Here is a 19,131-nt window from a genome sequence, read left to right on the forward strand (position 1 = left end):
CCCGGAAGGGGGACGGCCGGCCGCGGGGCGCCCGAATCCCCGGCGGTCGATCGCCGGCCGCCGCCGCTGCTCTACCCTGGCCCGGGAAGGTTAGGAGAGAGGTTTTCCGTGAAGCCTGGTTCGGACGGTCCCCCCGCCGCATCGATCGACGCCCTCCCCGGGCGGATCGCGCGAGACCGCGTGACGGAGGCGCCATGACCGGCCCCGGCGGCACGGAGCTGCACGCGGTCCTCGAACGCATCACCTACGCCAACGAGGAGACCGGGTACACCATCGCGCGGGTGGCCACCGAGCGCTCCGGAGCCGAGCTGCTGACCGTGGTGGGACCGCTGCTGGGGGCGCAGGTCGGCGAGTCGCTCCGGCTGACCGGCCGCTGGGGCTCGCACCCCCGCTACGGCCGCCAGTTCGAGGTCTGGTCCTACACCACCGTGCTGCCCGCCACCGTCCAGGGCATCCAGCGCTACCTCGGCTCGGGGCTGATCAAGGGCATCGGGCCGAAGATGGCCGAGCGGATCGTCGGCCACTTCGGCACCGACACCCTGGAGATCATCGAGACCGCCCCGGAACGGCTGGTCGAGGTCCCCGGGCTGGGGCCGAAGCGGACCAAGATGATCGCGGCCGCCTGGGAGGAGCAGAAGATCATCAAAGAAGTGATGATCTTCCTGCAGGGGGTCGGGGTCTCCACCTCGATCGCGGTGCGGATCTTCAAGCAGTACGGCGACAGCTCCATCTCGGTCGTCAGGAGCGAGCCGTACCGGCTGGCCGACGACGTGTGGGGCATCGGCTTCAAGACCGCCGACACCATCGCCCAGGCCGTCGGCATCCCGCACGACAGCCCCGAGCGGGTCAAGGCCGGACTGCGCTACACCCTGTCGCAGGGCGCCGACGACGGGCACTGCTACCTGCCCGCGCCCAACCTGGTCGCCGACGCGGTGAAGATCCTGCAGGTCCCGGCCGAGCTGGTCGCCTCCTGCCTGGAGGAGCTCGTCGCCGAGGAGGGCGTGGTCCGGGAGGAGCTCCCGGCCGGGGAGAACACCGTCCCCGCGGTCTACCTGGTCCCCTTCCACCGGGCCGAGCTGTCGCTGGCCGGTTCGCTGCGCGGCCTGCTGAACTCCTCCCACGACCGGCTCGGCGTCTTCCGGTCGGTCGACTGGGAGGTCGCGCTGGAGTGGCTGCGCGGGCGGACCGGCGCCGACCTGGCCGCCGAGCAGGCCCAGGCCGTACGGCTGGCGCTGAGCGAGAAGGTCGCGGTGCTGACCGGCGGGCCCGGCTGCGGCAAGAGCTTCACCGTGCGCTCCATCGTCACGCTGGCCCGTGCCAAGAAGGCCAAGGTCATCCTGGCCGCCCCCACCGGCCGGGCGGCCAAACGGCTCTCGGAGCTGACCGGCCACGAGGCCACCACCGTGCACCGGCTGCTGCAGCTGCGTCCCGGCGGGGACGCCACCTTCGACCGCGACAACCCCCTCGACGCCGACCTGGTCGTGGTCGACGAGGCCTCGATGCTGGACCTGCTCCTGGCCAACAAGCTGGTCAAGGCCGTCGCCCCCGGCACCCACCTGCTGTTCGTCGGCGACGTCGACCAGCTGCCGTCGGTCGGCGCGGGAGAGGTCCTGCGCGATCTGCTGGCCGCCGAGGAGGAGATCCCCCGGGTACGGCTGACGCACATCTTCCGGCAGGCCCAGGAGTCCGGGGTCGTCACCAACGCCCACCGGGTCAACACCGGTCTGATGCCGGCGCTGGAGGGCATGAAGGACTTCTTCCTGTTCCCGTGCGAGGAGCCCGAGGAGATCGCGGCGCTGACCGTCGACGTGGTCGCCAACCGCATCCCCCGCAGGTTCGGCCTCAACGCCCGCCGCGACGTGCAGGTGCTGGCGCCGATGCACCGGGGCGCCGCCGGGGCGGGCAACCTCAACACCGCCCTGCAGGAGGCGCTGACCCCGTTCCGCGAGGGCATGCCCGAGCGCCGCTACGGCGGGCGGGTCTTCCGGATCGGCGACAAGGTCACCCAGCTGCGGAACAACTACGACAAGGGTGCCGCGGGGGTGTTCAACGGCACCGTCGGCGTGGTGGTCGACATCAAGCCCGACGACCACCGGCTGGTCGTGCGCACCGACGAGGACGAGGACGTCGAGTACTCCTTCGACGAGCTCGACGAGCTGGCCCACGCCTACGCCGTGTCGATCCACCGCTCCCAGGGCAGCGAGTACCCGGCGGTGGTGATCCCACTGGCCACCAGCGCGTGGATGATGCTCCAGCGCAACCTGCTCTACACCGCCATCACCCGGGCCAAGAAGCTCGTCGTCATCGTCGGCTCGCGCCGGGCGCTGGGGCAGGCGGTACGCACCCGCGGCGCCGGGCGCCGCCACACCAGCCTCACCCACCGGCTGCGCCAGGGCTGAACGGGGTCACCCCCGCACACCGCGCGCACGGTCGGCTCCGGACCCGATCCCGCGCCGGCTCCGATGCCGAGCAGGTCCCGCAGGGCGAGCCGGCCGGGCGCCTGCCGGAGGGCGCGAGCCGTACCCCGAGGCGGACGGAGAACCACTCCAGGCCGGCGCCGCTGAGCCCGGAGCCGGTGTCCTGGAGCAGCAGGCCGCGCGCGGCGGGGCCGGGGCCGTCTCCTCGGCGTGGGCGGCCAGGTCCTCCAGGAGCTGGGGCACCTGGAGGACCTGGCCAGGCGCAGGCAGCGGTGGCGCGGCGGCGTCCGGGACGGCGGCGGGATCCGGCGGCGGAGGGCTCACAGGGGCTTCGGACGACACGCCACTATCAGGTTCACTGACTGTCGGTACCGGGTTGACCTCTCAAAGTAATGCAAATGTGACCTAACTCGCCTGAACCATGTGCACCTCATACGCATCTCCTAATAGTGTTTTTGGATGAGTTTGCACAGTGGGGGAGAGTCTTGTGCTGAACGTTGATCACCGCCGATGGAGGACCCCGATAGCGGGGCTGGCCGTGGCCGCCCTCGCCGTGCTGACCACCTCCTGCTCCGACGAGCCGGACGGCTCGGGCCCCGCCGCCGCGGGCGGCGACGGGGGCGCGAGCGCGCCGGCCACCCCGGCCGCGCCGGTCATCAAGATCAGTCCCGCGGAGGGCAGCGCCACCGTCCGCCCGGACAAGAAGGTCGTCGTCACCGCCGCCGGAGGCGCCCTCGAGCAGGTCACCGTGGAGAGCGGCGGCGAGCAGGTGGAGGGCGAGTTCGACGCCGACCGGACCAAGTGGGTCTCCAAGGCCCCGCTCAAGCCCGCCAGCGACTACACCGTCTCGGCGCGCGCGGCCGGCGGCACGACCGCCAGCAGCTCCTTCACCACGCTGAAGCCCGAGACCGAGCTGGCCGTGGCCGACGTGACCCCGTCGGTCAAGGGGGAGAAGGTCGGCGTGGGGGCACCGATCATCGTCACCTTCAACCGGCCGATCCCCTCCACGGCGGGCAAGGCCAACGTCGAGCGGGCACTGGAGGTCACCGCTGAGAAGCCCGCCGCGGGCGCGTGGCGGTGGATCGACGACAAGACCGTCATCTACCGGACCGCGAAGTTCTGGAAGGCCCACCAGAAGGTCACCTTCACCGCCCACCTCGAAGGGGTGCAGGGCGGCAGGGGCATGTACGGGGTGAAGGACTTCACCAAGACCATCCGCATCGGCGCCGCCCAGATCTCCACCGTCGACACCCGCAAGCACAAGATGATCGTCAAGCGGGACGGCAAGGTCGTGCAGACCATGCTGATCAGCGCCGGCATGGCCACCACCCGCGCCTACACCACCACCAGCGGCGTGCACCTGGCCATGGGCAAGTCCAACCCCGAGCGGATGATCTCACCGGGCTTCGAGAAGGGCCACCCGGAGTACTACGACGTCATGATCAACCACGCCGTGCGGTTCTCCAACAGCGGCGAGTACGTCCACGCCAAGAACAACGTCTGGGCACAGGGCCGCCGCAACGTCAGCCACGGCTGCATCAACGCCCGCCCCGACCAGGCCAAGTGGTTCTACGACCAGGTCCAGCGCGGCGACGTCATCGTCATCAAGGGCACCGACCGCGAGGTGGAGTGGAACAACGGCTGGAGCTACTGGCAGCTGTCGTTCAAGGAGTGGAAGAAGGGCAGCGCCCTGACCGGCGAGCGCGCCACCGGCGGCAGCGACGCCGGTGACGGCACCGCCGGAGACGCCGACGCCGGCGGGGACGGCGCCGACACCGGCGACACCACCGGAGCCGGCGCCACCGCCGGCTGACCCGGGCCCTCCCGCCGGGCGGTCCCGCCGCCCGGCGCGGCCGCCCGCCGTACGGGTGATCCAGGCCACACCGGCTGGCCGGGCGGGCGGGTACCGGCCAGGATGGGCGGATGAAGGCACACCACCTCAACTGCGGGACGATGCTCCCACCGGCCTCGCCCCGCATGGTCGCCCACTGCCTGCTCCTGGAGACCGGCCGCGACCTCGTGCTGGTGGACACCGGCTTCGCCGTCGGCGAGGACACCCTCGACGCCGGCTTCACCCGCCTGGTCCGTCCGACCCTGGACCCGGCCGAGCCCGCCCTGCACCAGATCCGCGGGCTCGGCCTGGACCCCGCCGACGTGCGCCACATCGTGCTCACTCACCTCGACCCCGACCACGCCGGAGGGCTGCGCGACTTCCCGCACGCCCGCGTCCACCTGCACGCCGCCGAACTGGCCGCCGCCACCCGCCCGGCGAGCGCGAACGAGCGCCGCCGCTACCGGCCCGCCCAGTGGGCCCACGGACCCGACTGGGCCGCCTACGACGACGCCGGCGAGGACCTGTTCGGCCTGCGCGCCCGCCCGCTGGACGGGCTGGAGGGCATCGCGCTGGTCCCGCTCGCCGGGCACACCCGCGGCCACTCCGCCGTCGCCGTGCAGACCGCCGACGGCTGGCTGCTGCACGCCGGCGACGCCTACTACTTCCACGGCGAGCTGGCCACCCCGCCGCGCTGTCCCCTGGTGCTGCGCGCCGCCCAGCGCACCGTGGCCGTCGACCACGCCGGGCGCCTGGCCAACCTGGCCCGGCTGCGGGAACTGCCGCCCGGCCGGATCGAGGTCTTCAGCGCCCACGACGCCCAGGAGCTGGCCCGCTACCAGCGACCGTAGCGCTAGAGCAGGGAGAGCTGCCGGGCCGGGGCCTGGGCCGGGCGGACCGGCGGGGGGCCGGGCCGCAGGCCGTAGCGGGCGGCCAGGCGCTCCACCTGCCCGATGATCCCGGCGACGTAGCCGGCGTCGGCGTCGGGGCTCCTGCCGTACAGCTCCCCGTAGCGGGCGACCAGCCCGGGGTGGCGCTCGGCGAGCCAGGCGAGGTACCACTCGCGCGCGCCGGGCGGCAGCCGCAGCACCCTCGGCTCCAGGCAGACCGCCCCGGCGGCGGCGATCCGGCGCACCGTGGCCGACAACTGATCGGGCGAGTCGGTCAGCAGCGGCAGGATCGGCGCCATCGCCACCCCGCACGGCACGCCGCGCTCGGCCAGCGCCGCCACCAGCTCCAGGCGTTTCTGCGCGCTCGGCGCCCCCGGCTCGACCAGGCGGCGCACCTGGTCGTCGACGAACGCCACCGACACCGTCACACTCGCCCCGCCCGCCGCCGCCAGCAGCCCGGCGTCCCGCAGGACCAGCGGGCTCTTGGTGTGCACGGTGAAGGCCGCCCCGGCCCCGGCCAGCGCGCCGGCCAGCTGCGGCATGATCTGGTAGATCTCCTCGGCGTGCTGGTAGCAGTCACCGGCCAGACCCACCGAGACGGGCCCGCCGTCCCACTTGCCGGCCAGCTCCGAGCGGAGCCGCCGCACGATGTCGGTGCGCACCACGACCCGCGAGTCGAAGTCGGCGCCGGCGTCCAGCCCCAGGTAGCGGTGGCCGCGCCGGGCGGGGCAGTACCGGCAGGCGTGGGCGCAGCCGCGGTACGGGTTGACCGCCCAGCCGCCGGCCAGTGCGTCCAGCGCCGTGCGGGCCCGCACCTCGTAGCAGGTCAGCGCGCCATGAACCCGGGTCACCGCGGTGCGCTCGATCCGCGGCCGGACATCGGGCGCCCCGTCCAGCAGCGCGGGGGAGTGCCATCCCATGCGGATCAGTGGAACACGCTTTCGACTCGGCTCGCAAGGGCTTCCGGCGGGTACCCGCCGCCGTGCCGCGGCCGCCGGGCGCGCGCGGCGGCCGCGGCACGGCGTGTCCGCAGGACAGGAAACCCAAGAATCCGGACCTCTGCCACCCGGCGGGCCCGCCGCCGGCCCGGGCCGGGCCACGGTGGGAGGCGGCCAACGGAAAGGAAGACCCTTGAAGACCGTCGCGTTCGTCCTCTACCCCGGCATCACCGCCCTGGACCTGGTCGGCCCTCTCCAGGTGATGTCGGTACTGGCCGCCTTCGACCCCTCGTGGAACGTGGTGGTGGCCGCCGAAACCGCCCGGCCGGCCCCCACCGACACCCCGCTCGGCCTGGTGCCGAGCCACACCTTCGACCAGCTCGCCGGGCCCGCCGCGCCGTACGCGGTGATCGTTCCGGGCGGCACCGAGCCGACCTTCGCCGCGCTGGCCGACGACAGGCTCCTGGAGCGCATCCGGACCCTCGCCGCGGGCGCCCAGGTGATCGGTTCGGTCTGCACCGGCTCCCTGCTCCTGGCCGCCGCGGGCCTGCTCCAGGGCCGCCGCGCCACCACCCACTGGGCCGTGCTCGACGTGCTGGGCCGGCTGGGCGCCGTCCCGGTCGCCGAACGCGTCGTGCAGGACGGGCCCGTCGTCACCGCGGCCGGCGTGTCGGCCGGCATCGACATGGCGCTGGCGCTGGCGGGACGGCTGGCGGGGGAGGAGACGGCCAGGACCGTCCAGCTCATGATCGAGTACGACCCGCAGCCGCCGTACGGTCCCATCGACTGGGCCGCGGTCGACCGCGCGAGCCTCGTCCCGGTCATGACCGGCATGCTGGCCGCGGCCCTGGCCGACCACCCGCGCCTGCGGGAGCGCCTCACCGCCTGAGCCGCCCCGGATCCTAGACTGGGATCCTGTACGGCTTTCGGGGGAGAAGTTCACACATGGCCTGGTTCATGCTGGCGGGCGCGATCGTCGCGGAGATCCTGGCCACCACCGCGCTCAAGCTGAGCGACGGCTTCTCCCACAAGGGCTGGTCGCTGCTGGTGGTCGCCGGGTACGGCACCGCCTTCTACCTGCTGGCCCAGGCCCTCAGGCTCCAGATGGAGGTCGGCACCGCCTACGCCGTCTGGTCCGGCGCGGGCACGGCCGCCATCGCCGCGATCGGCGTGCTGTTCCTCGGGGAGAGCCTCACCGCAGCCAAGATCGCCGGTATCGCGCTCATCATCGGCGGCGTGCTCGTCCTCAACCTCGCCGGCGGGGCGCACTGACGGGATCAGGCCGCCCCGGCCGGCATGCGATCCGACATTAGTGATCTACAATGTAAAGCAGCTCGTGTTGTACAACTCTCTGATCAAAGAACCCCCGGCAGCGACCGGGGAGGCCGGGCCTCACGACAACGACGGCGATCCATGACCGCCCGCGCCGGGCACCGGCTCCATCATGACCGCCGGTGCCCGGCGCGGGCGGTCATGATGGAGCCGGCAGGGGAGAGGCGCGCCCCCTGCCGGCCGCGCGGGTGCCACGGGATCGCCGGTCCCGCGCGGCCGGCGGGGACGTCACCAGAAACGCGGCTGCGCGGGGATGGTCTCCAGATCGGTGAGCAGCAGCTCACGGTCCTCGTCCTGCGCGATGTCCTCGGCGGCGGCCAGCGCCTGCTCGGTCCACGCCCGGGCCTGCTCCCGGTCGCCGGCCACCGCGCCGGCACGGGCCAGCGCCTCGTAGGCGAAGGCCAGATCCCAGTCCCCGATGCCGTGGGCGCGGCAGATCTCCAGGCTGCGGCGGGCGTGGTACAGCGCCGGCTCGGCGCGTCCCAGGACCGCGTACACCCGCGAGCACTGCCACTCGCCCCGGCTGCGGTTGACCGGAGCACCCACCTGACCCCAGTGGTGGCGCGAGGCATGGGCCATGTGCAGCATCCGATCGTCGTCGTCGGCCGTGCGGCCCTCCTTCTCCAGCAGCCGCCACACTCCGTTGAACAAGTCGATGGCCAGCTGCCGCTGTTCGCCCGCCGTCCCGGCGGAGCCGAGCGGATCCGTGTGATCTGCCATGAGCGTCATGACTCCGTCCTCGATGAAATGATCGATGCGGTGCAGGTCCCCGCGCATCCGGTCCAGCCGGGCCTGCAGGCGGCGGCGGTGCCGGGACAGCGCCCGCCGGACCGCGGTCTCGCCGTCCGGCGCCGCCAGACACGCCCGCACCTCCTCCAGTGGAACGTCGACCGAGCGCAGCAGCCGGATCAGCCGCGCGTGGGCGACCTGCTGCGGCCCGTAGTAGCGGTATCCGCTCCCGGGCTCGACCAGGGCGGGCACCAGCAGGCCGATGCGGTCGTAGTGGCGTAGCGCCTTGGCCGTCAGGCCGACACGGCGCGCCAGCCGGCCCACCGTGATCAGCTCGATTCCGTCCACCATGCGCCGAATCTAGAACCTTGCCGCGCGGGAACCTCAAATCCGGAGCGGTGCGGCCTTCCCGGGACGGGCTCGGGCAGGCCGCACCGCCGTACGACCGGCCCGCCGTCCGCGGCTCTGCGCCACCGCGGGCCGCCGGGAGGGGAGCGGCGCCGGGGGAGCGGGGCGACGAGCCCGCGCGCCGCCCGTTTTATCGCCTCGCCCGCCGCCTTCGCCCTGTTCTACGCTGGCCGGGTGCTGAAACCCTCCTACCCGATCCGCACCGACCGGCTCCTCCTGCGTCCCTTCACCCCCGCGGACCTGGACGCCCTGCACGCCATGCAGTCCCTGCCGGAGGTCACCCGCTACCTGTACTGGGGGCCCCGCGACCGCCGGCAGGTCCAGGAGTCCCTCGAGGGCAAGCTCGCCCAGACCGCGCTCCTGGACGAGGGCCAGGCGCTCTGCCTCGCGGTGGAGATCGCCGCCACCGGTGAGGTCATCGGCGACGGCCTGCTGTTCTGGCACAGCCGTACCCACCGCTCCGGCGAGATCGGCTACGTCCTGCACCCCGACCACCACGGCAGGGGGTACGCCACCGAGACCGGCCGCGCCCTCCTGGAACTCGGCTTCGACGGCCTCGGCCTGCACCGCGTCACCGGCCGGATCGACGGGCGCAACACCGCCTCGGCCCGGGTCCTGGAACGCCTGGGCATGCGGCGCGAGGCCCATCTGGTGGAGAACGAATGGGTCAAGGACGAGTGGACCGACGAAGTCGTCTACGCGATCCTGCACCGCGAGTGGAGCTCCCGCCGCTGATGGGTCCTCGCCGGGATGGGAGCCGCGGGCGCCCCGGACGGTGACGGCCGCGTGGCGCGCCCGGCGGCGGGGGCGCGGCGGGCGTGCTACGCGCCGCGCGGCTTCGTACGGACGTGCACCCGTTCGCCCTGCGCCCCGAACAGGCTGAGGATCTCCACCGGCGCCTCCCCGGTGCTGCCGAACCAGTGCGGAAGCCGGGTGTTGAACTCCGCGGCCTCACCCGCCCTGAGCACGGTGTCGTGCTCGGAGATCATGAGCCGCAGCCTCCCGCTGAGCACGTACAGCCACTCGTAGCCTTCGTGCGTGCGCAGCTCGGGCTCGCAGCGGGTGGCCGGGATGATCATTTTGAACGCCTGCGGCCCGCCGGGGTGCTGGGTGAGGGGCACGATCGTCGAGCCCGCACGCCTGATCGGCTTCAGCCGCACCCGCGGGTCGCCCACCGGCGGTGCGCCGACGAGTTCGTCGAGCGGCACCTGGTAGGCGCGCGCCAGCGGCAGCAGCAGCTCCAGGTTGGGTCTGCGCTCGCCGGATTCGAGGCGGGACAGGGTGCTGATCGAGATGCCGGTGGCCTGCGCGAGCTCGGTCAGGGTGGTGCCGCGCCTGTTGCGCAGCGCGCGGAGCCGAGGGCCGACGGAGGCCAGAACCGCGTCGTCGTCGTTTGCCATATCGGCAAACATACTTTGCCTGACCGGCTGATCGGACGCATCGTTGGCCTCGCGGCCGCCCCACGACCAGTACGACCCGAGCCGCCGGAGACGGAGTTCACGTTGAAGACAGTGATCGCAGCAGTGATCGCAGCAAGAGCCGGACGACCGGCAGCACGACACGCAGGACAGGCGTCCCCGGCCCGGTGGGCGCTCGCCGGGCTCGCGCTGGCGATGCTGCTGTCCTCACTCGGCGTCAGCATCGCCAACGTCGCCCTGCCGACGCTGGCACAGGTGTTCAACGCCTCCTTCCAGCACGTCCAGTGGATCGTCCTGGCCTACCTGCTCACCGGTACCACCCTGATCGTCAGCGTCGGACGGCTCGGCGACCTCACCGGCCGGCGGAGACTGCTCCTGGCCGGCATCCTGCTGTTCACCACCGCGTCCGTCCTGTGCGGCGTCGCGCCCACACTCTGGACGCTGATCGCAGCCCGCGCGGCGCAAGGGCTCGGAGCGGCCGTCATCATGGCCCTCACCATGGCGTTCGTCGGTGCGACGGTCCCGAAGGAGAAGACCGGCAGCGCGATGGGGCTGCTCGGGACGGCGTCCGCGGTCGGCACGGCCCTCGGCCCGTCGCTCGGCGGCGCCCTGCTCTCCGGCCTCGGCTGGCGGGCCGTCTTCCTCGTCAACGTGCCGCTGGGCGTGCTGACCTTCCTTCTCGTACGCCGCCACCTGCCCGCCGACCGCCCGGCCGCCGGACCGGAGACCACACGGACCCGCTTCGACAACGCGGGTACGCTGCTGCTCGCCCTGACGCTCACGGCCTACGCACTCGCCATGACCCTGGGGCGCGGCGACTTCGGCCCGCTCAACCTGGCCCTGCTGCTGGCCGCCGCCACCGGAGTCGGCCTCTTCGTCCGCACCGAGGCGAGGACGCCCTCACCGCTGATCCGACCGGAGATGTTCCGCAACCCCGCGCTGAGCGCGAGCCTCACCATGAGCGCGTTCGTCTCGACGGTGATGATGGCGACGCTCGTCGTCGGCCCGTTCTACCTGTCCCGCGCGCTCGGGCTCAACGCGGCCCTCGTCGGGCTCGTCATGTCGGTCGGCCCGCTCAACACCGCACTGACCGGCGTGCCGGCCGGTCGCATCGTGGACCGCCTCGGCGCACAGCGCATGACCGTCGTCGGGCTCATCGGAGTGGCGGCCGGTTCCCTCGCCCTGTCCATGACCCCGAGAACCCTCGGCGTCATCGGCTACATCGCCCCCATCGTGATCACCACCGCCGGCTACGCCCTGTTCCAGGCGGCCAACAACACCGCCGTCATGGCGGACGTCGGCCCGGACCGGCGAGGCCTCGTCTCCGGCATGCTCAACCTGTCGCGCAACCTCGGGTTCATCACCGGCACGTCCGTGATGGGCGCCGTGTTCGCGCTCGCATCGGCGACGACCGACATCACCACGGCGTCCCCCGACGCCGTCGCCGGCGGCATGCGGATCACGTTCGCCGCCGCGGCCGCCCTGATGATCGCCGCGCTCGCCGTCGCGGGCGGCAGCCGCGCCGCCGCCCGCCGCACCCCGGCGGCGTGAGCACGCGCACCCGGCCGACCCCGCCCGCCGCCCGGCGGGCGGACGAGACCCCCGCTGTGCGATCAGCGGCCGGGCACACTTGACCCATGACCATCCTGCACCTGGCCCTCACCGCCGACTGGGACACCGCCCGCACGACGGGGGAGTACCGCATCTCCACACTGGGCCGCACCCTCGACGAAGAAGGCTTCATCCACGCCTGCGCCGACCGCGCCCAGCTCAACGGCGTCGCCCACCGCTACTACCGGCACGTCACCGAGCCGCTCACCCTCCTGACCATCGACCCCGCCGGACTCGACGTCCGCTCCGAGACGCCCGCAGGGGGCGCCGGAACCGAGGACGGCCGGACACCCCAGGAGACCTTCCCGCACGTCTACGGGCCGATCCCCGTCTCTGCTGTGGTCTCCGCCACCCCGTTCACACTGCCCTGACCCGGCGACCCCGGCCGGGGGAGCCGCACCGGACCCGGTTCCCCCGGACCGCACGGCGACCCCCGCCTACACGGGGTGCCGGTAAGAAACGTGTCATGAGCCCCAAACGGCGTTGATCTTGCTGTAACTTGCCTGGTCAATGCTGGGTGGTCATGAAACACCCCCCGATGCACATCGACGAGCTGGTCGAGCACTGGACAATCCTGGACGAAGAGCGCGACCTGATCGCCGGAAAGCGCGACGCCACGCGACTCGGCTTCGCGATCTTGCTGAAGTTCTACACGCAGCACGGCAGGTTCCCGCGCGGCCGTTCAGAGCCGCCGGAAGACGTGGTTGAGCATGTGGCCAAGCAGGTCCGGGTTCCTGCCTCGGAGCTCGGCTTTTATGAGTGGTCCGGCTCCACGATCGAGTACCACCGCAGTCAGATGTCGAGGACGATGACGACATCGACTCCGGCCTCCTGGCGTTGATCAAGTCCGCGCCGGGCAACGTGAGCCTGGAGTCGATGATGACCGAGATCCGCAAGCTGGCGGCGGCGCGCTCGATCGAGCTGCCGCCCGGGTTGTTCGCCGACGTGGCGCCCAAGGTGCTGGCCGCTTGGCGGGCCCGGGCGGCGGTGGAAGCGCCCTCGCATATGCGCACGCATCCGCGCGAGCTGACGGTGCTGCTGCTGACGGTGCTGCTGCTGGCGGCGCTGGTCCAGGAGCGGGAGCGGGAGATCACCGACGCGCTGGTGGAGCTGCTGATCGCCACGGTGCATCGGATCAAGGCGCGGGCCGACAGCAAGGTGACCAAGGAGCTGATCAACGCGTTCAAGCGGGTGACCGGGGCTGTGGGGCGAGGGGACGACCACCATCGCCTCCGACTCCACGCACGTGCGCGCCTACGATTACGTCGACTCCCACGGCCAGACCGAGATCGGGTTCGGCGTGACCCGGCTCTCGGGCTTTGACCTGCTCCCGCGTATCAAGCAGATCAACAAGGTCAAGCTGTACCGGATCGAGAGCGGCGAGAGCGACCTGTACCCGCGGCTGACGCCGGCGATGACCCGGCCGATCCGCTGGGACCTGATCGAGCAGAACTACGACCAGATGATCAAATACGCCACCGCGATCAAGCAGGGCACCGCCTCCACCGAGGCGATCCTGCGCCGCTTCACCGAGTCCGCCGCCCATCCGACCTACCAGGCCATGCTGGAGGTCGGCCGGGCGCAGAAGACCATTTTCGTCGCCCGCTATCTGCGCCTGCGCGAGCTGCAGCGGGAGATCCAGGAAGGGCTCAACGTGGTGGAGTCCTCCAACGGAGCGAACTCGGTCATCTTCTACGGCAAGGGCGGCGACATCGCCACCAACCGGCGCGAGGAGCTGGAGATGAGCGTGTTGTGCCTGCGGATCCTGCAGGCCGCGCTCGTGTACATCAACACCCTGATGCTCCAAGATGTCCTGGCCGACCCCGAATGGACTGAGCTGCTCAAACCCGCCGACCAGCGCGGGCTGACCCCGCTGTTCTGGCAGCATGTCCAGCCCTGCGGCGAGGTACGGCTGGATGTGGCCAAGCGCCTTTCGCTCGGCGGCGCTGCGCAAGCTCCGGAGGCGGGCGACCCGGACTAGCTTCATGATCGTGGTAGGGCGGTACGCGCCCCTGGCAGGACGGCGCCGGGTTCCGGACGATCGGTGTACGCGTCGCGGGACGCCCGGGCGGCTTGACAGCCGCGGCGCAACGTTACATGGTTAGTTACACGTGTAGCTAACCAGTTGGGCGGCTAAGCCAACGATGGACGACGACCGACCGATCTTCCTTCAGATCGCCGAGCTGATCGAGAACTCGATCATCGACGGGTCGCTGGCGGAGGAGGCCCAGGTCCCGTCCACCAGCGAGCTTGCCGCCTTTCACCGGATCAACCCGGCCACCGCGGCCAAGGGCGTCAACCAGCTCGTGTCGCAGGGAACGCTCTACAAGCGACGCGGCATCGGCATGTTCGTCGCCGGTGGCGCCCGGGCCAGGCTGCGCGAGCGGCGACGGGAACGGTTCACCGAACAGTACGTGCAACCCCTGCTCGCCGAGGCGCGCAAACTCGGTATCGGCCACGACGAGCTGATGAAGATGATCGATTCATTCGGTGCGGTTGTCGGGAGGGACCTGGGATGACGGCGGTGGTAACCGCACACGGGGTGACCAAGCGCTTTGGTGACGTCACGGCGCTCGACGACGTGAGCTTCGCGCTGGCCGAGCACACGATCTACGGCCTGCTCGGGCGCAACGGGGCGGGCAAGACCACGCTGATGCAGATCCTCACCGGACAGGCGTTCGCGTCGTCGGGGAACGTGTCGGTCTTCGACGCGCCACCGGTGGAGAACCCGGCCGTCCTGTCGAAGGTCTGTTTCGTCCGGGAGAGCCAGCACTACCCCACCTTCTACACCGTGCGCCACGTCTTTCACACCGCACGCCGGCTGTTTGCGAACTGGGACGACACGTTCGCGCACGGCCTCGCCGCGGACTTCCAGCTACCGGCCGGGCGGCTGGTCCGCAGGCTCTCGCGGGGCATGCTGTCGGCCCTCGGCGTGACCGTCGGGCTGGCCGCGCGGGCGCCCCTGACGTTCTTCGACGAGCCGTACCTCGGGCTCGACGCGACCGCCCGGCAGCTTTTCTACGACCGCCTGCTCGCCGACTACGCCGGGCATCCCCGCACCGTGGTGCTGTCCACCCACCTCATCGACGAGGTGAGCGATCTGGTCGAGCGGGTGCTGCTCATCGACCGTGGCCGGCTGCTGCTCGATGAGGACGCCGACGACCTGCGCGGGCGGGCGGTGGCGGCCACCGGTCAGGCGGAGGCCGTGGACGGGTTCGCGGCCGGACGCACCGAGTTGCACCGCGAGCGGTTGAGCGGCCTCCTGGTCCGGTCGACCACCCTCGGTGGGCTCGGACCGCACGCGAAGGCGCTCGCGCAGACGCTGAACGTCGAGCTGGAGCCGCTGTCGTTGCAGCAACTCGTGGTCCGCCTGACCGCACCGCCGACGACAACGGCGCCGGCGGACCGGGAGGCCGCCCGATGAACCGCATCCGTCAGGTAGCCCGTCTCCAGATGCCGGCCTGGCCGCAGATCCTGGGCTGGACGTGGGGCATGGTGGCCGTCACGTTCGGCATCAACCTGTTGACCTTCATGGCGAACTACGACGCGGGCGACGGCGTGAGGACCACCGGCGGCCTGGTCAGCCTGTGCGGCGTCGCGATCGGGATGGCCACCGTCTCGGTCACCCAGATCTTCCCGTACGCGCTGGGCATGAGCGTGACCCGCCGGGAGTTCTACCTGGCCTGGTCGCTGCTCGCGGTCGTCCAGTCGGTGGTCTACGCACTGGTGCTCTGCCTGCTGTACGCCGTGGAACAGGCCACCGGCTACTGGGGGATGGGGATGCGCTTCTTCGGCCTGCCGTTCATGGATGACGCCAACCCGGTGCTGCTCCCGCTCGGGTACGCGGTACCCATGCTGGTCGCAACCCACCTCGGGATCCTGCTCGGCACGTTGTACCTGCGCTGGGGCACCACCGGCGTCCTGGCCAGCCTCACCCTGGCCTTCACAGCGCTCGGGCTGGCCGCCGCGCTGATCACGTGGACCCGGCAATGGCACGCGATCGGCCGCTGGTTGCTCGACCAGTCCCCCACGGCGCTGCTCGCCGGCTGGCCGCTCCTGGTCGCCGCCGCGTTCGCCGTCGGCGGGTACACGCTCATCCGCCGTGCCACGGCGTAGCCGCGGCGGGCACACGGCCGCTCCGCACCACCGGACAACGCGAACACCCAACATCCGCCGTGATGGACCACCAGATTGTCAGCCCTGTCCGCCCGCGTCCTTAGGAGAGATGCAATGACGAGCAACAACACGCCCCCGCCCGCAGGTCTCGGGATCTGGATCGTATTTGGCCTTCTCTTCGGCGTCGTCGTCGGGGTTTTTTTCGACAACGTCACTTACGGTGTCGCGCTAGGTCCGCTCCTGGGTCTGGTCCTCTGGCTCGTCTTCATCGCGCCGCGAAGGAATGCCCGCCGCGACTCCTGAGCGTCGCGCCCGAGTATCGGCTATGGGGTCGTAGGCGCCACCGGGAAGTCCAGGAAGCAACGCAACGGCGCTGGCGATGGTGGCCGCGTCAGATGATCGCGCCCCGGCGGGCCGAGATCTGGTGACGGTTGAGTTGGATCAGCAGCCGGCGCGGAGCGCGCCACCACCATGGCGATGTGGTATCGGTACAGCTTGGTCGAACCGACGCCAGGCCAAGCGGTGTTCCATACTCGGCTCACACTCAGCGTCATCGACGCAGCCGGCGGTCCAGGCGCTCCCGGCGTCGCGGCTGCCGTCATAGCACTCGCCGACCGGATCGTCGACTGGGCGGATGGCTACGCTGCCCGTCGTGTTGAGGTGTCCAGGTCTCGCGGTCATAGGTCTTCGACGTAGTCGGCGGCGATGTCGTCGGGTGGGTTGGTGTACAGGCGCAGGTAGCGGTCGTTGGCGTGGCCGAGGCGGCGGGCGGCGATGGAGGCGGCCGACAGCAGCAGCGCGGCCGGGCCGGCGCTGGCGGCGGCGTCGCCGGGCCGCTCCGCCTCCAGGTAGTCGGCCAGCGCCTGGCGGGCGTCGCGGCCCAGGAACACGGTGCGGCTGGTGCGGCCCTTGCCGCGCACGCCGACAAGGCGCGCCTTCTTGGCCTGGCGCAGCTGCTCGGGGGCGGCCGGCTCCAGGTGGTCCAGGTCCAGGCCGACCAGCTCCGCTCGGCGCAGCCCGGTGCCGAACAGCAAGTAGATGATGGCCCGGTCGCGCAGCGGGCGGGCGTGGGCGTGCACGCGGGGCGTGGCGGCGCCGCGGTGACGGCGGCCCTTGAGCTCGTGGAAGGTCTCGATCCGGTCCACGACGTTCTTGACGGTGCGCACCTGGGCGGCGGCCAGCGCTCGCGGCTGCGAGGCGGGCAGTGGTAGCGGGGGACTTTCTTGGTCGGGTCGCCGTGGCGCAGCAGCCCTTCGGGGGCGTGCGCGGTGATCCAGGTGAACAGCGCTGACAGGTGCGCGAGGTGGTTGTTGACGGTCGCTGGCGCCATCGGCGCGGGCATGTTGTCGCGGGCGTGCTTGCCGGCGGCGGCCAAGTGGTCGCGCCAGGCTGTGATCTCGCGCGGGGTGACGGCCGAGAGCCGGTCGTGCCCGAGGCCGCCGGTGATCCAGGCGCCGAAGTGCTCCAGGTGCCGGGAGATCTTGGCGGTGACCTCAGCTGAGCGGACTCCGCGCACGGCGAGATCGAGGTAGCGCTCCGTCCAGACTGGGAGGCTGTCGTCGGCCGGATCGAGGCGTTCGGGAAGCCCGACCACCTTTCGTCAAGTGATTTCGGCGTGATCCTGCCCGGCGAGCAGGGACGCCGAACTGGGAGTGGAGGACGGCATGCAGCCACATTACTTCACGGAAGGATCATTTCCTGAAGAGAATCAGCCAAGCGCGAGCTTGGGCCAGCAGCTCGTTTGGGGCTCATGACACGTTTCTTGCCGGCACGTCTACACGCACAACGTCCGCTGGATCCGCCGCGCCGCGAACGCCAGCCCCACCGCCCCCATCACCAGCAGATACGCCGCATGACCCAGCAGCCCCCAGCCAGGATCGCCGACGGCCAGCCCGCGCACCAGCTCCACCGCGTGGAACAGCGGCGTGGCCGCCACCACGACCTCGAACGCCGCCGGATAGTCCTGCACCGGCGAGAACGTCCCCGAGAACAGGAACAACGCGAACTGCCCGGTCGTCAGCAGATCGAAATCCTGCCAGCCGCGCATCAGCGTGCTGATCGCCATCCCGACCCCGCCGAACGCCGCCCCCACCAGCAGAGTCGCCGGAAAAGCCGCCAGCGCCCACCCCGGCGACGTCAGTCCCAGAGCCACCATCACCACCAGGAACGCCCCGGTGTACACCGAACTGCGCACCAGCGCCCACGCCAGCTCGCCCACCGCGATCTCGAACGGCTTCACCGGCGTCGCCAGGATCGCCTCGAACGTCTTGGAGTACTTCATCTTGAAGAAGAAGTTGAACGTGGTCTCCGCCAGCGCCCCCGACATCGCCGACACCGCCAGCATCGCCGGGGCCACGAACACGGCGTACTCCACCACCCGGCCACCCGGCAGTGCCAGGTCACCGACCAGCGCGCCCACCCCGACGCCGATCGACAGCAGATACAGCACCGGCTCGAAGAAACCCGACAGCAGCACCAGCCAGTAGGACGGACCGCTGCGCAACGCCCCCACATTGCGGTTGATCACCGCGCCCACCCGGGAGGGGGAGACCCGGGCCGCCGCCAGCATCGTGGTAACCATGGCCTCAGTCCTGAAGTCGCTTACGGAAGGCGGAGACCGCCCAGACGAGCCCCGCCGCGGCGAACGCCAGCAGGCACCCCACATGCACCACCGCCGGCCACGGGGGAGCGGCGCCCAGCGTCGCCGCCCGGCTCAACTCCACCCCGTGCCAGAGCGGAGACAGGTACGCCAGCGGACGGACCACCTCCGGCAACTGCTCCACCGGGAAGAACACCCCCGCGAACAGGGTCGAGGGGATCATCACGAACCGGAACAGCAGCGCGAAGTAGCTGTCGTTGTCGATGCTCGCCGCGAACGCCGTCACCGGCGCCGCGGCCGCGACCGCCACCAGCGCCGCGACCACCGGCGTCACCACCGCCCACGGCGAGCGCAACGCCCCGAACAGACCCGTGACCCCCAGGAACACCACCGCCGCGACCTCGACCCGCAGCAGGATGTACAGCAGCCACCCGGCCACCATGTCCCGCACCTCGACCGGCGTGGCCCGCATCGCGTGATACGCCCGCACCCACTTGAAGTCGCCCAGCACCGAGTACGTCGACTCGCCGATCGCCATCTGGAACGCCGTCGACGCCATCACCCCCGGCACGATCCACGCCAGGTAGTCGACCCCGCCGACCTCGCCGACGTAACCCCCGACGCCGATCCCGATGCTCACCAGGAACAGCACCGGCAGGATGAAGGAGGAGAACACCGAGGCCCGCCACAGCCTCCGGTACAGATGAAGATGCCGCTCCAGCACGGCCACCGTAGGATGCGCCACCGCTAAGGCCTGTCCTGTGAATCACGAAAGCCAGTCCAAGGTCGCGACCAGCAGGATCTGGCAGCGGTAGATGACCGCGCGCTTGGCGTACCGGGAG

Annotated in this window: 19 protein-coding genes and 1 pseudogene; 14 read left to right on the plus strand and 6 right to left on the minus strand. The window is 71.4% G+C overall.

Going from position 1 to position 19,131, the window contains the following annotated elements:
• The first annotated feature begins 194 nt into the window (after window positions 1-194).
• The 3 genes from recD2 (at window position 195) to FHS22_RS35575 (ending at window position 5,099) form a co-directional block, all read left to right on the plus strand.
• Entirely contained in the window at window positions 195-2,399 is a 2,205-nt protein-coding gene (recD2, locus tag FHS22_RS35565) for an SF1B family DNA helicase RecD2 (protein ID WP_184948605.1), read from the plus strand.
• Window positions 2,400-2,904: 505 nt separating this feature from the next.
• Window positions 2,905-4,230: a L,D-transpeptidase gene (locus FHS22_RS35570; RefSeq protein ID WP_338048109.1), complete on the plus strand. Its 1,326-nt coding sequence runs from the start codon at window positions 2,905-2,907 to the stop codon at window positions 4,228-4,230.
• A gap of 110 nt (window positions 4,231-4,340) precedes the next feature.
• Window positions 4,341-5,099: an MBL fold metallo-hydrolase gene (locus FHS22_RS35575; protein WP_184948606.1), complete on the plus strand. Its 759-nt coding sequence runs from the start codon at window positions 4,341-4,343 to the stop codon at window positions 5,097-5,099.
• A 2-nt stretch (window positions 5,100-5,101) separates the two neighbouring features.
• Here the strand turns inward: FHS22_RS35575 and FHS22_RS35580 are convergent, their stop codons facing one another.
• A complete protein-coding gene (locus FHS22_RS35580) occupies window positions 5,102-6,058 on the minus strand; it encodes a radical SAM protein (RefSeq protein ID WP_184948607.1) in 957 nt (318 codons plus the stop codon).
• Between the two features lie 211 nt (window positions 6,059-6,269).
• Here FHS22_RS35580 and FHS22_RS35585 point away from each other — a divergent pair, with 211 nt between their 5' ends.
• Both FHS22_RS35585 and FHS22_RS35590 read left to right on the plus strand, forming a co-directional pair.
• Complete coding sequence (locus FHS22_RS35585; protein WP_221474534.1) at window positions 6,270-6,965, plus strand: DJ-1/PfpI family protein; 696 nt, start codon at window positions 6,270-6,272, stop codon at window positions 6,963-6,965.
• Between the two features lie 56 nt (window positions 6,966-7,021).
• Entirely contained in the window at window positions 7,022-7,348 is a 327-nt protein-coding gene (locus FHS22_RS35590) for a DMT family transporter (protein ID WP_184948609.1), read from the plus strand.
• Between the two features lie 288 nt (window positions 7,349-7,636).
• Here FHS22_RS35590 and FHS22_RS37555 read toward each other — a convergent pair whose 3' ends face one another.
• Window positions 7,637-8,488 carry a MerR family transcriptional regulator gene (locus FHS22_RS37555; RefSeq protein WP_221474535.1) on the minus strand — a complete coding sequence of 284 codons (852 nt, stop codon included), beginning with the start codon at window positions 8,486-8,488 and terminating at the stop codon, window positions 7,637-7,639.
• 231 nt (window positions 8,489-8,719) lie between these two features.
• Between FHS22_RS37555 and FHS22_RS35605 the strand changes: the two genes are divergently transcribed.
• Window positions 8,720-9,280 (plus strand): GNAT family N-acetyltransferase, encoded by a 561-nt coding sequence (locus FHS22_RS35605; RefSeq protein ID WP_184948610.1) that lies wholly within the window; start codon window positions 8,720-8,722, stop codon window positions 9,278-9,280.
• 86 nt (window positions 9,281-9,366) lie between these two features.
• On the opposite strand, the gene FHS22_RS35610 is transcribed toward FHS22_RS35605, so the two are convergent.
• Entirely contained in the window at window positions 9,367-9,945 is a 579-nt protein-coding gene (locus tag FHS22_RS35610) for a helix-turn-helix domain-containing protein (protein WP_184948611.1), read from the minus strand.
• 111 nt (window positions 9,946-10,056) lie between these two features.
• Here FHS22_RS35610 and FHS22_RS35615 point away from each other — a divergent pair, with 111 nt between their 5' ends.
• The 8 genes and pseudogenes from FHS22_RS35615 (at window position 10,057) to FHS22_RS35645 (ending at window position 15,993) form a co-directional block, all read left to right on the plus strand.
• The gene (locus FHS22_RS35615) at window positions 10,057-11,514 is read left to right on the plus strand and encodes an MFS transporter (protein ID WP_338048113.1); all 1,458 of its coding nucleotides are present in this window, start codon (window positions 10,057-10,059) and stop codon (window positions 11,512-11,514) included.
• Window positions 11,515-11,600: 86 nt separating this feature from the next.
• The gene (locus FHS22_RS35620; protein ID WP_184948612.1) at window positions 11,601-11,945 is read left to right on the plus strand and encodes a DUF952 domain-containing protein; all 345 of its coding nucleotides are present in this window, start codon (window positions 11,601-11,603) and stop codon (window positions 11,943-11,945) included.
• A gap of 167 nt (window positions 11,946-12,112) precedes the next feature.
• Window positions 12,113-12,415: a DUF4158 domain-containing protein gene (locus FHS22_RS38750; protein ID WP_260408619.1), complete on the plus strand. Its 303-nt coding sequence runs from the start codon at window positions 12,113-12,115 to the stop codon at window positions 12,413-12,415.
• A 360-nt stretch (window positions 12,416-12,775) separates the two neighbouring features.
• Window positions 12,776-13,555 (plus strand): annotated as a pseudogene (locus tag FHS22_RS38755) (Tn3 family transposase); the annotation flags it as partial.
• 163 nt (window positions 13,556-13,718) lie between these two features.
• Window positions 13,719-14,093, plus strand: a complete 375-nt coding sequence (locus tag FHS22_RS35630; RefSeq protein ID WP_184948613.1) for a GntR family transcriptional regulator — start codon at window positions 13,719-13,721, stop codon at window positions 14,091-14,093.
• Window positions 14,090-14,998 carry an ATP-binding cassette domain-containing protein gene (locus FHS22_RS35635; protein WP_184948614.1) on the plus strand — a complete coding sequence of 303 codons (909 nt, stop codon included), beginning with the start codon at window positions 14,090-14,092 and terminating at the stop codon, window positions 14,996-14,998. Before FHS22_RS35630 ends, FHS22_RS35635 begins: the two co-directional genes overlap by 4 nt.
• On the plus strand, window positions 14,995-15,690 hold the full coding sequence (locus tag FHS22_RS35640) for an ABC transporter permease (protein ID WP_184948615.1): 696 nt from the start codon (window positions 14,995-14,997) through the stop codon (window positions 15,688-15,690). The genes FHS22_RS35635 and FHS22_RS35640 overlap by 4 nt, the downstream gene beginning before the upstream one ends.
• Window positions 15,691-15,804: 114 nt before the next feature.
• Window positions 15,805-15,993, plus strand: coding sequence for a hypothetical protein (locus FHS22_RS35645; protein WP_184948616.1), 189 nt, complete (start codon window positions 15,805-15,807; stop codon window positions 15,991-15,993).
• Window positions 15,994-16,367: 374 nt separating this feature from the next.
• Here the strand turns inward: FHS22_RS35645 and FHS22_RS35650 are convergent, their stop codons facing one another.
• The 3 genes from FHS22_RS35650 to FHS22_RS35660 form a co-directional block, all read right to left on the minus strand.
• On the minus strand, window positions 16,368-16,856 hold the full coding sequence (locus FHS22_RS35650; protein WP_184948617.1) for a tyrosine-type recombinase/integrase: 489 nt from the start codon (window positions 16,854-16,856) through the stop codon (window positions 16,368-16,370).
• A gap of 608 nt (window positions 16,857-17,464) precedes the next feature.
• Entirely contained in the window at window positions 17,465-18,271 is an 807-nt protein-coding gene (locus FHS22_RS35655) for an ABC transporter permease (RefSeq protein ID WP_184948618.1), read from the minus strand.
• Between the two features lie 4 nt (window positions 18,272-18,275).
• Window positions 18,276-19,034 (minus strand): ABC transporter permease, encoded by a 759-nt coding sequence (locus tag FHS22_RS35660; protein ID WP_338048112.1) that lies wholly within the window; start codon window positions 19,032-19,034, stop codon window positions 18,276-18,278.
• Between the last annotated feature and the right edge of the window lie 97 nt (window positions 19,035-19,131).

The sequence above is a fragment of the Thiemannella venezuelensis genome, from assembly GCF_014203605.1.
GTDB lineage: Bacteria > Actinomycetota > Actinomycetes > Streptosporangiales > Streptosporangiaceae > Planomonospora_A > Planomonospora_A venezuelensis.

Coding starts and splice junctions, on each gene's coding strand:
- FHS22_RS35590 (WP_184948609.1), top strand. CDS start 7,022: ATGGCCTGGTTCATGCTGGCGGGCGCGATCGTCGCGGAGATCCTGGCC.
- FHS22_RS35580 (WP_184948607.1), bottom strand. CDS start 6,058: ATGGGATGGCACTCCCCCGCGCTGCTGGACGGGGCGCCCGATGTCCGG.
- FHS22_RS38750 (WP_260408619.1), top strand. CDS start 12,113: ATGCACATCGACGAGCTGGTCGAGCACTGGACAATCCTGGACGAAGAG.
- FHS22_RS35640 (WP_184948615.1), top strand. CDS start 14,995: ATGAACCGCATCCGTCAGGTAGCCCGTCTCCAGATGCCGGCCTGGCCG.
- FHS22_RS37555 (WP_221474535.1), bottom strand. CDS start 8,488: ATGGTGGACGGAATCGAGCTGATCACGGTGGGCCGGCTGGCGCGCCGT.
- FHS22_RS35645 (WP_184948616.1), top strand. CDS start 15,805: ATGACGAGCAACAACACGCCCCCGCCCGCAGGTCTCGGGATCTGGATC.
- FHS22_RS35575 (WP_184948606.1), top strand. CDS start 4,341: ATGAAGGCACACCACCTCAACTGCGGGACGATGCTCCCACCGGCCTCG.
- FHS22_RS35630 (WP_184948613.1), top strand. CDS start 13,719: ATGGACGACGACCGACCGATCTTCCTTCAGATCGCCGAGCTGATCGAG.
- FHS22_RS35635 (WP_184948614.1), top strand. CDS start 14,090: ATGACGGCGGTGGTAACCGCACACGGGGTGACCAAGCGCTTTGGTGAC.
- FHS22_RS35655 (WP_184948618.1), bottom strand. CDS start 18,271: ATGGTTACCACGATGCTGGCGGCGGCCCGGGTCTCCCCCTCCCGGGTG.
- recD2 (WP_184948605.1), top strand. CDS start 195: ATGACCGGCCCCGGCGGCACGGAGCTGCACGCGGTCCTCGAACGCATC.
- FHS22_RS35620 (WP_184948612.1), top strand. CDS start 11,601: ATGACCATCCTGCACCTGGCCCTCACCGCCGACTGGGACACCGCCCGC.
- FHS22_RS35610 (WP_184948611.1), bottom strand. CDS start 9,945: ATGGCAAACGACGACGACGCGGTTCTGGCCTCCGTCGGCCCTCGGCTC.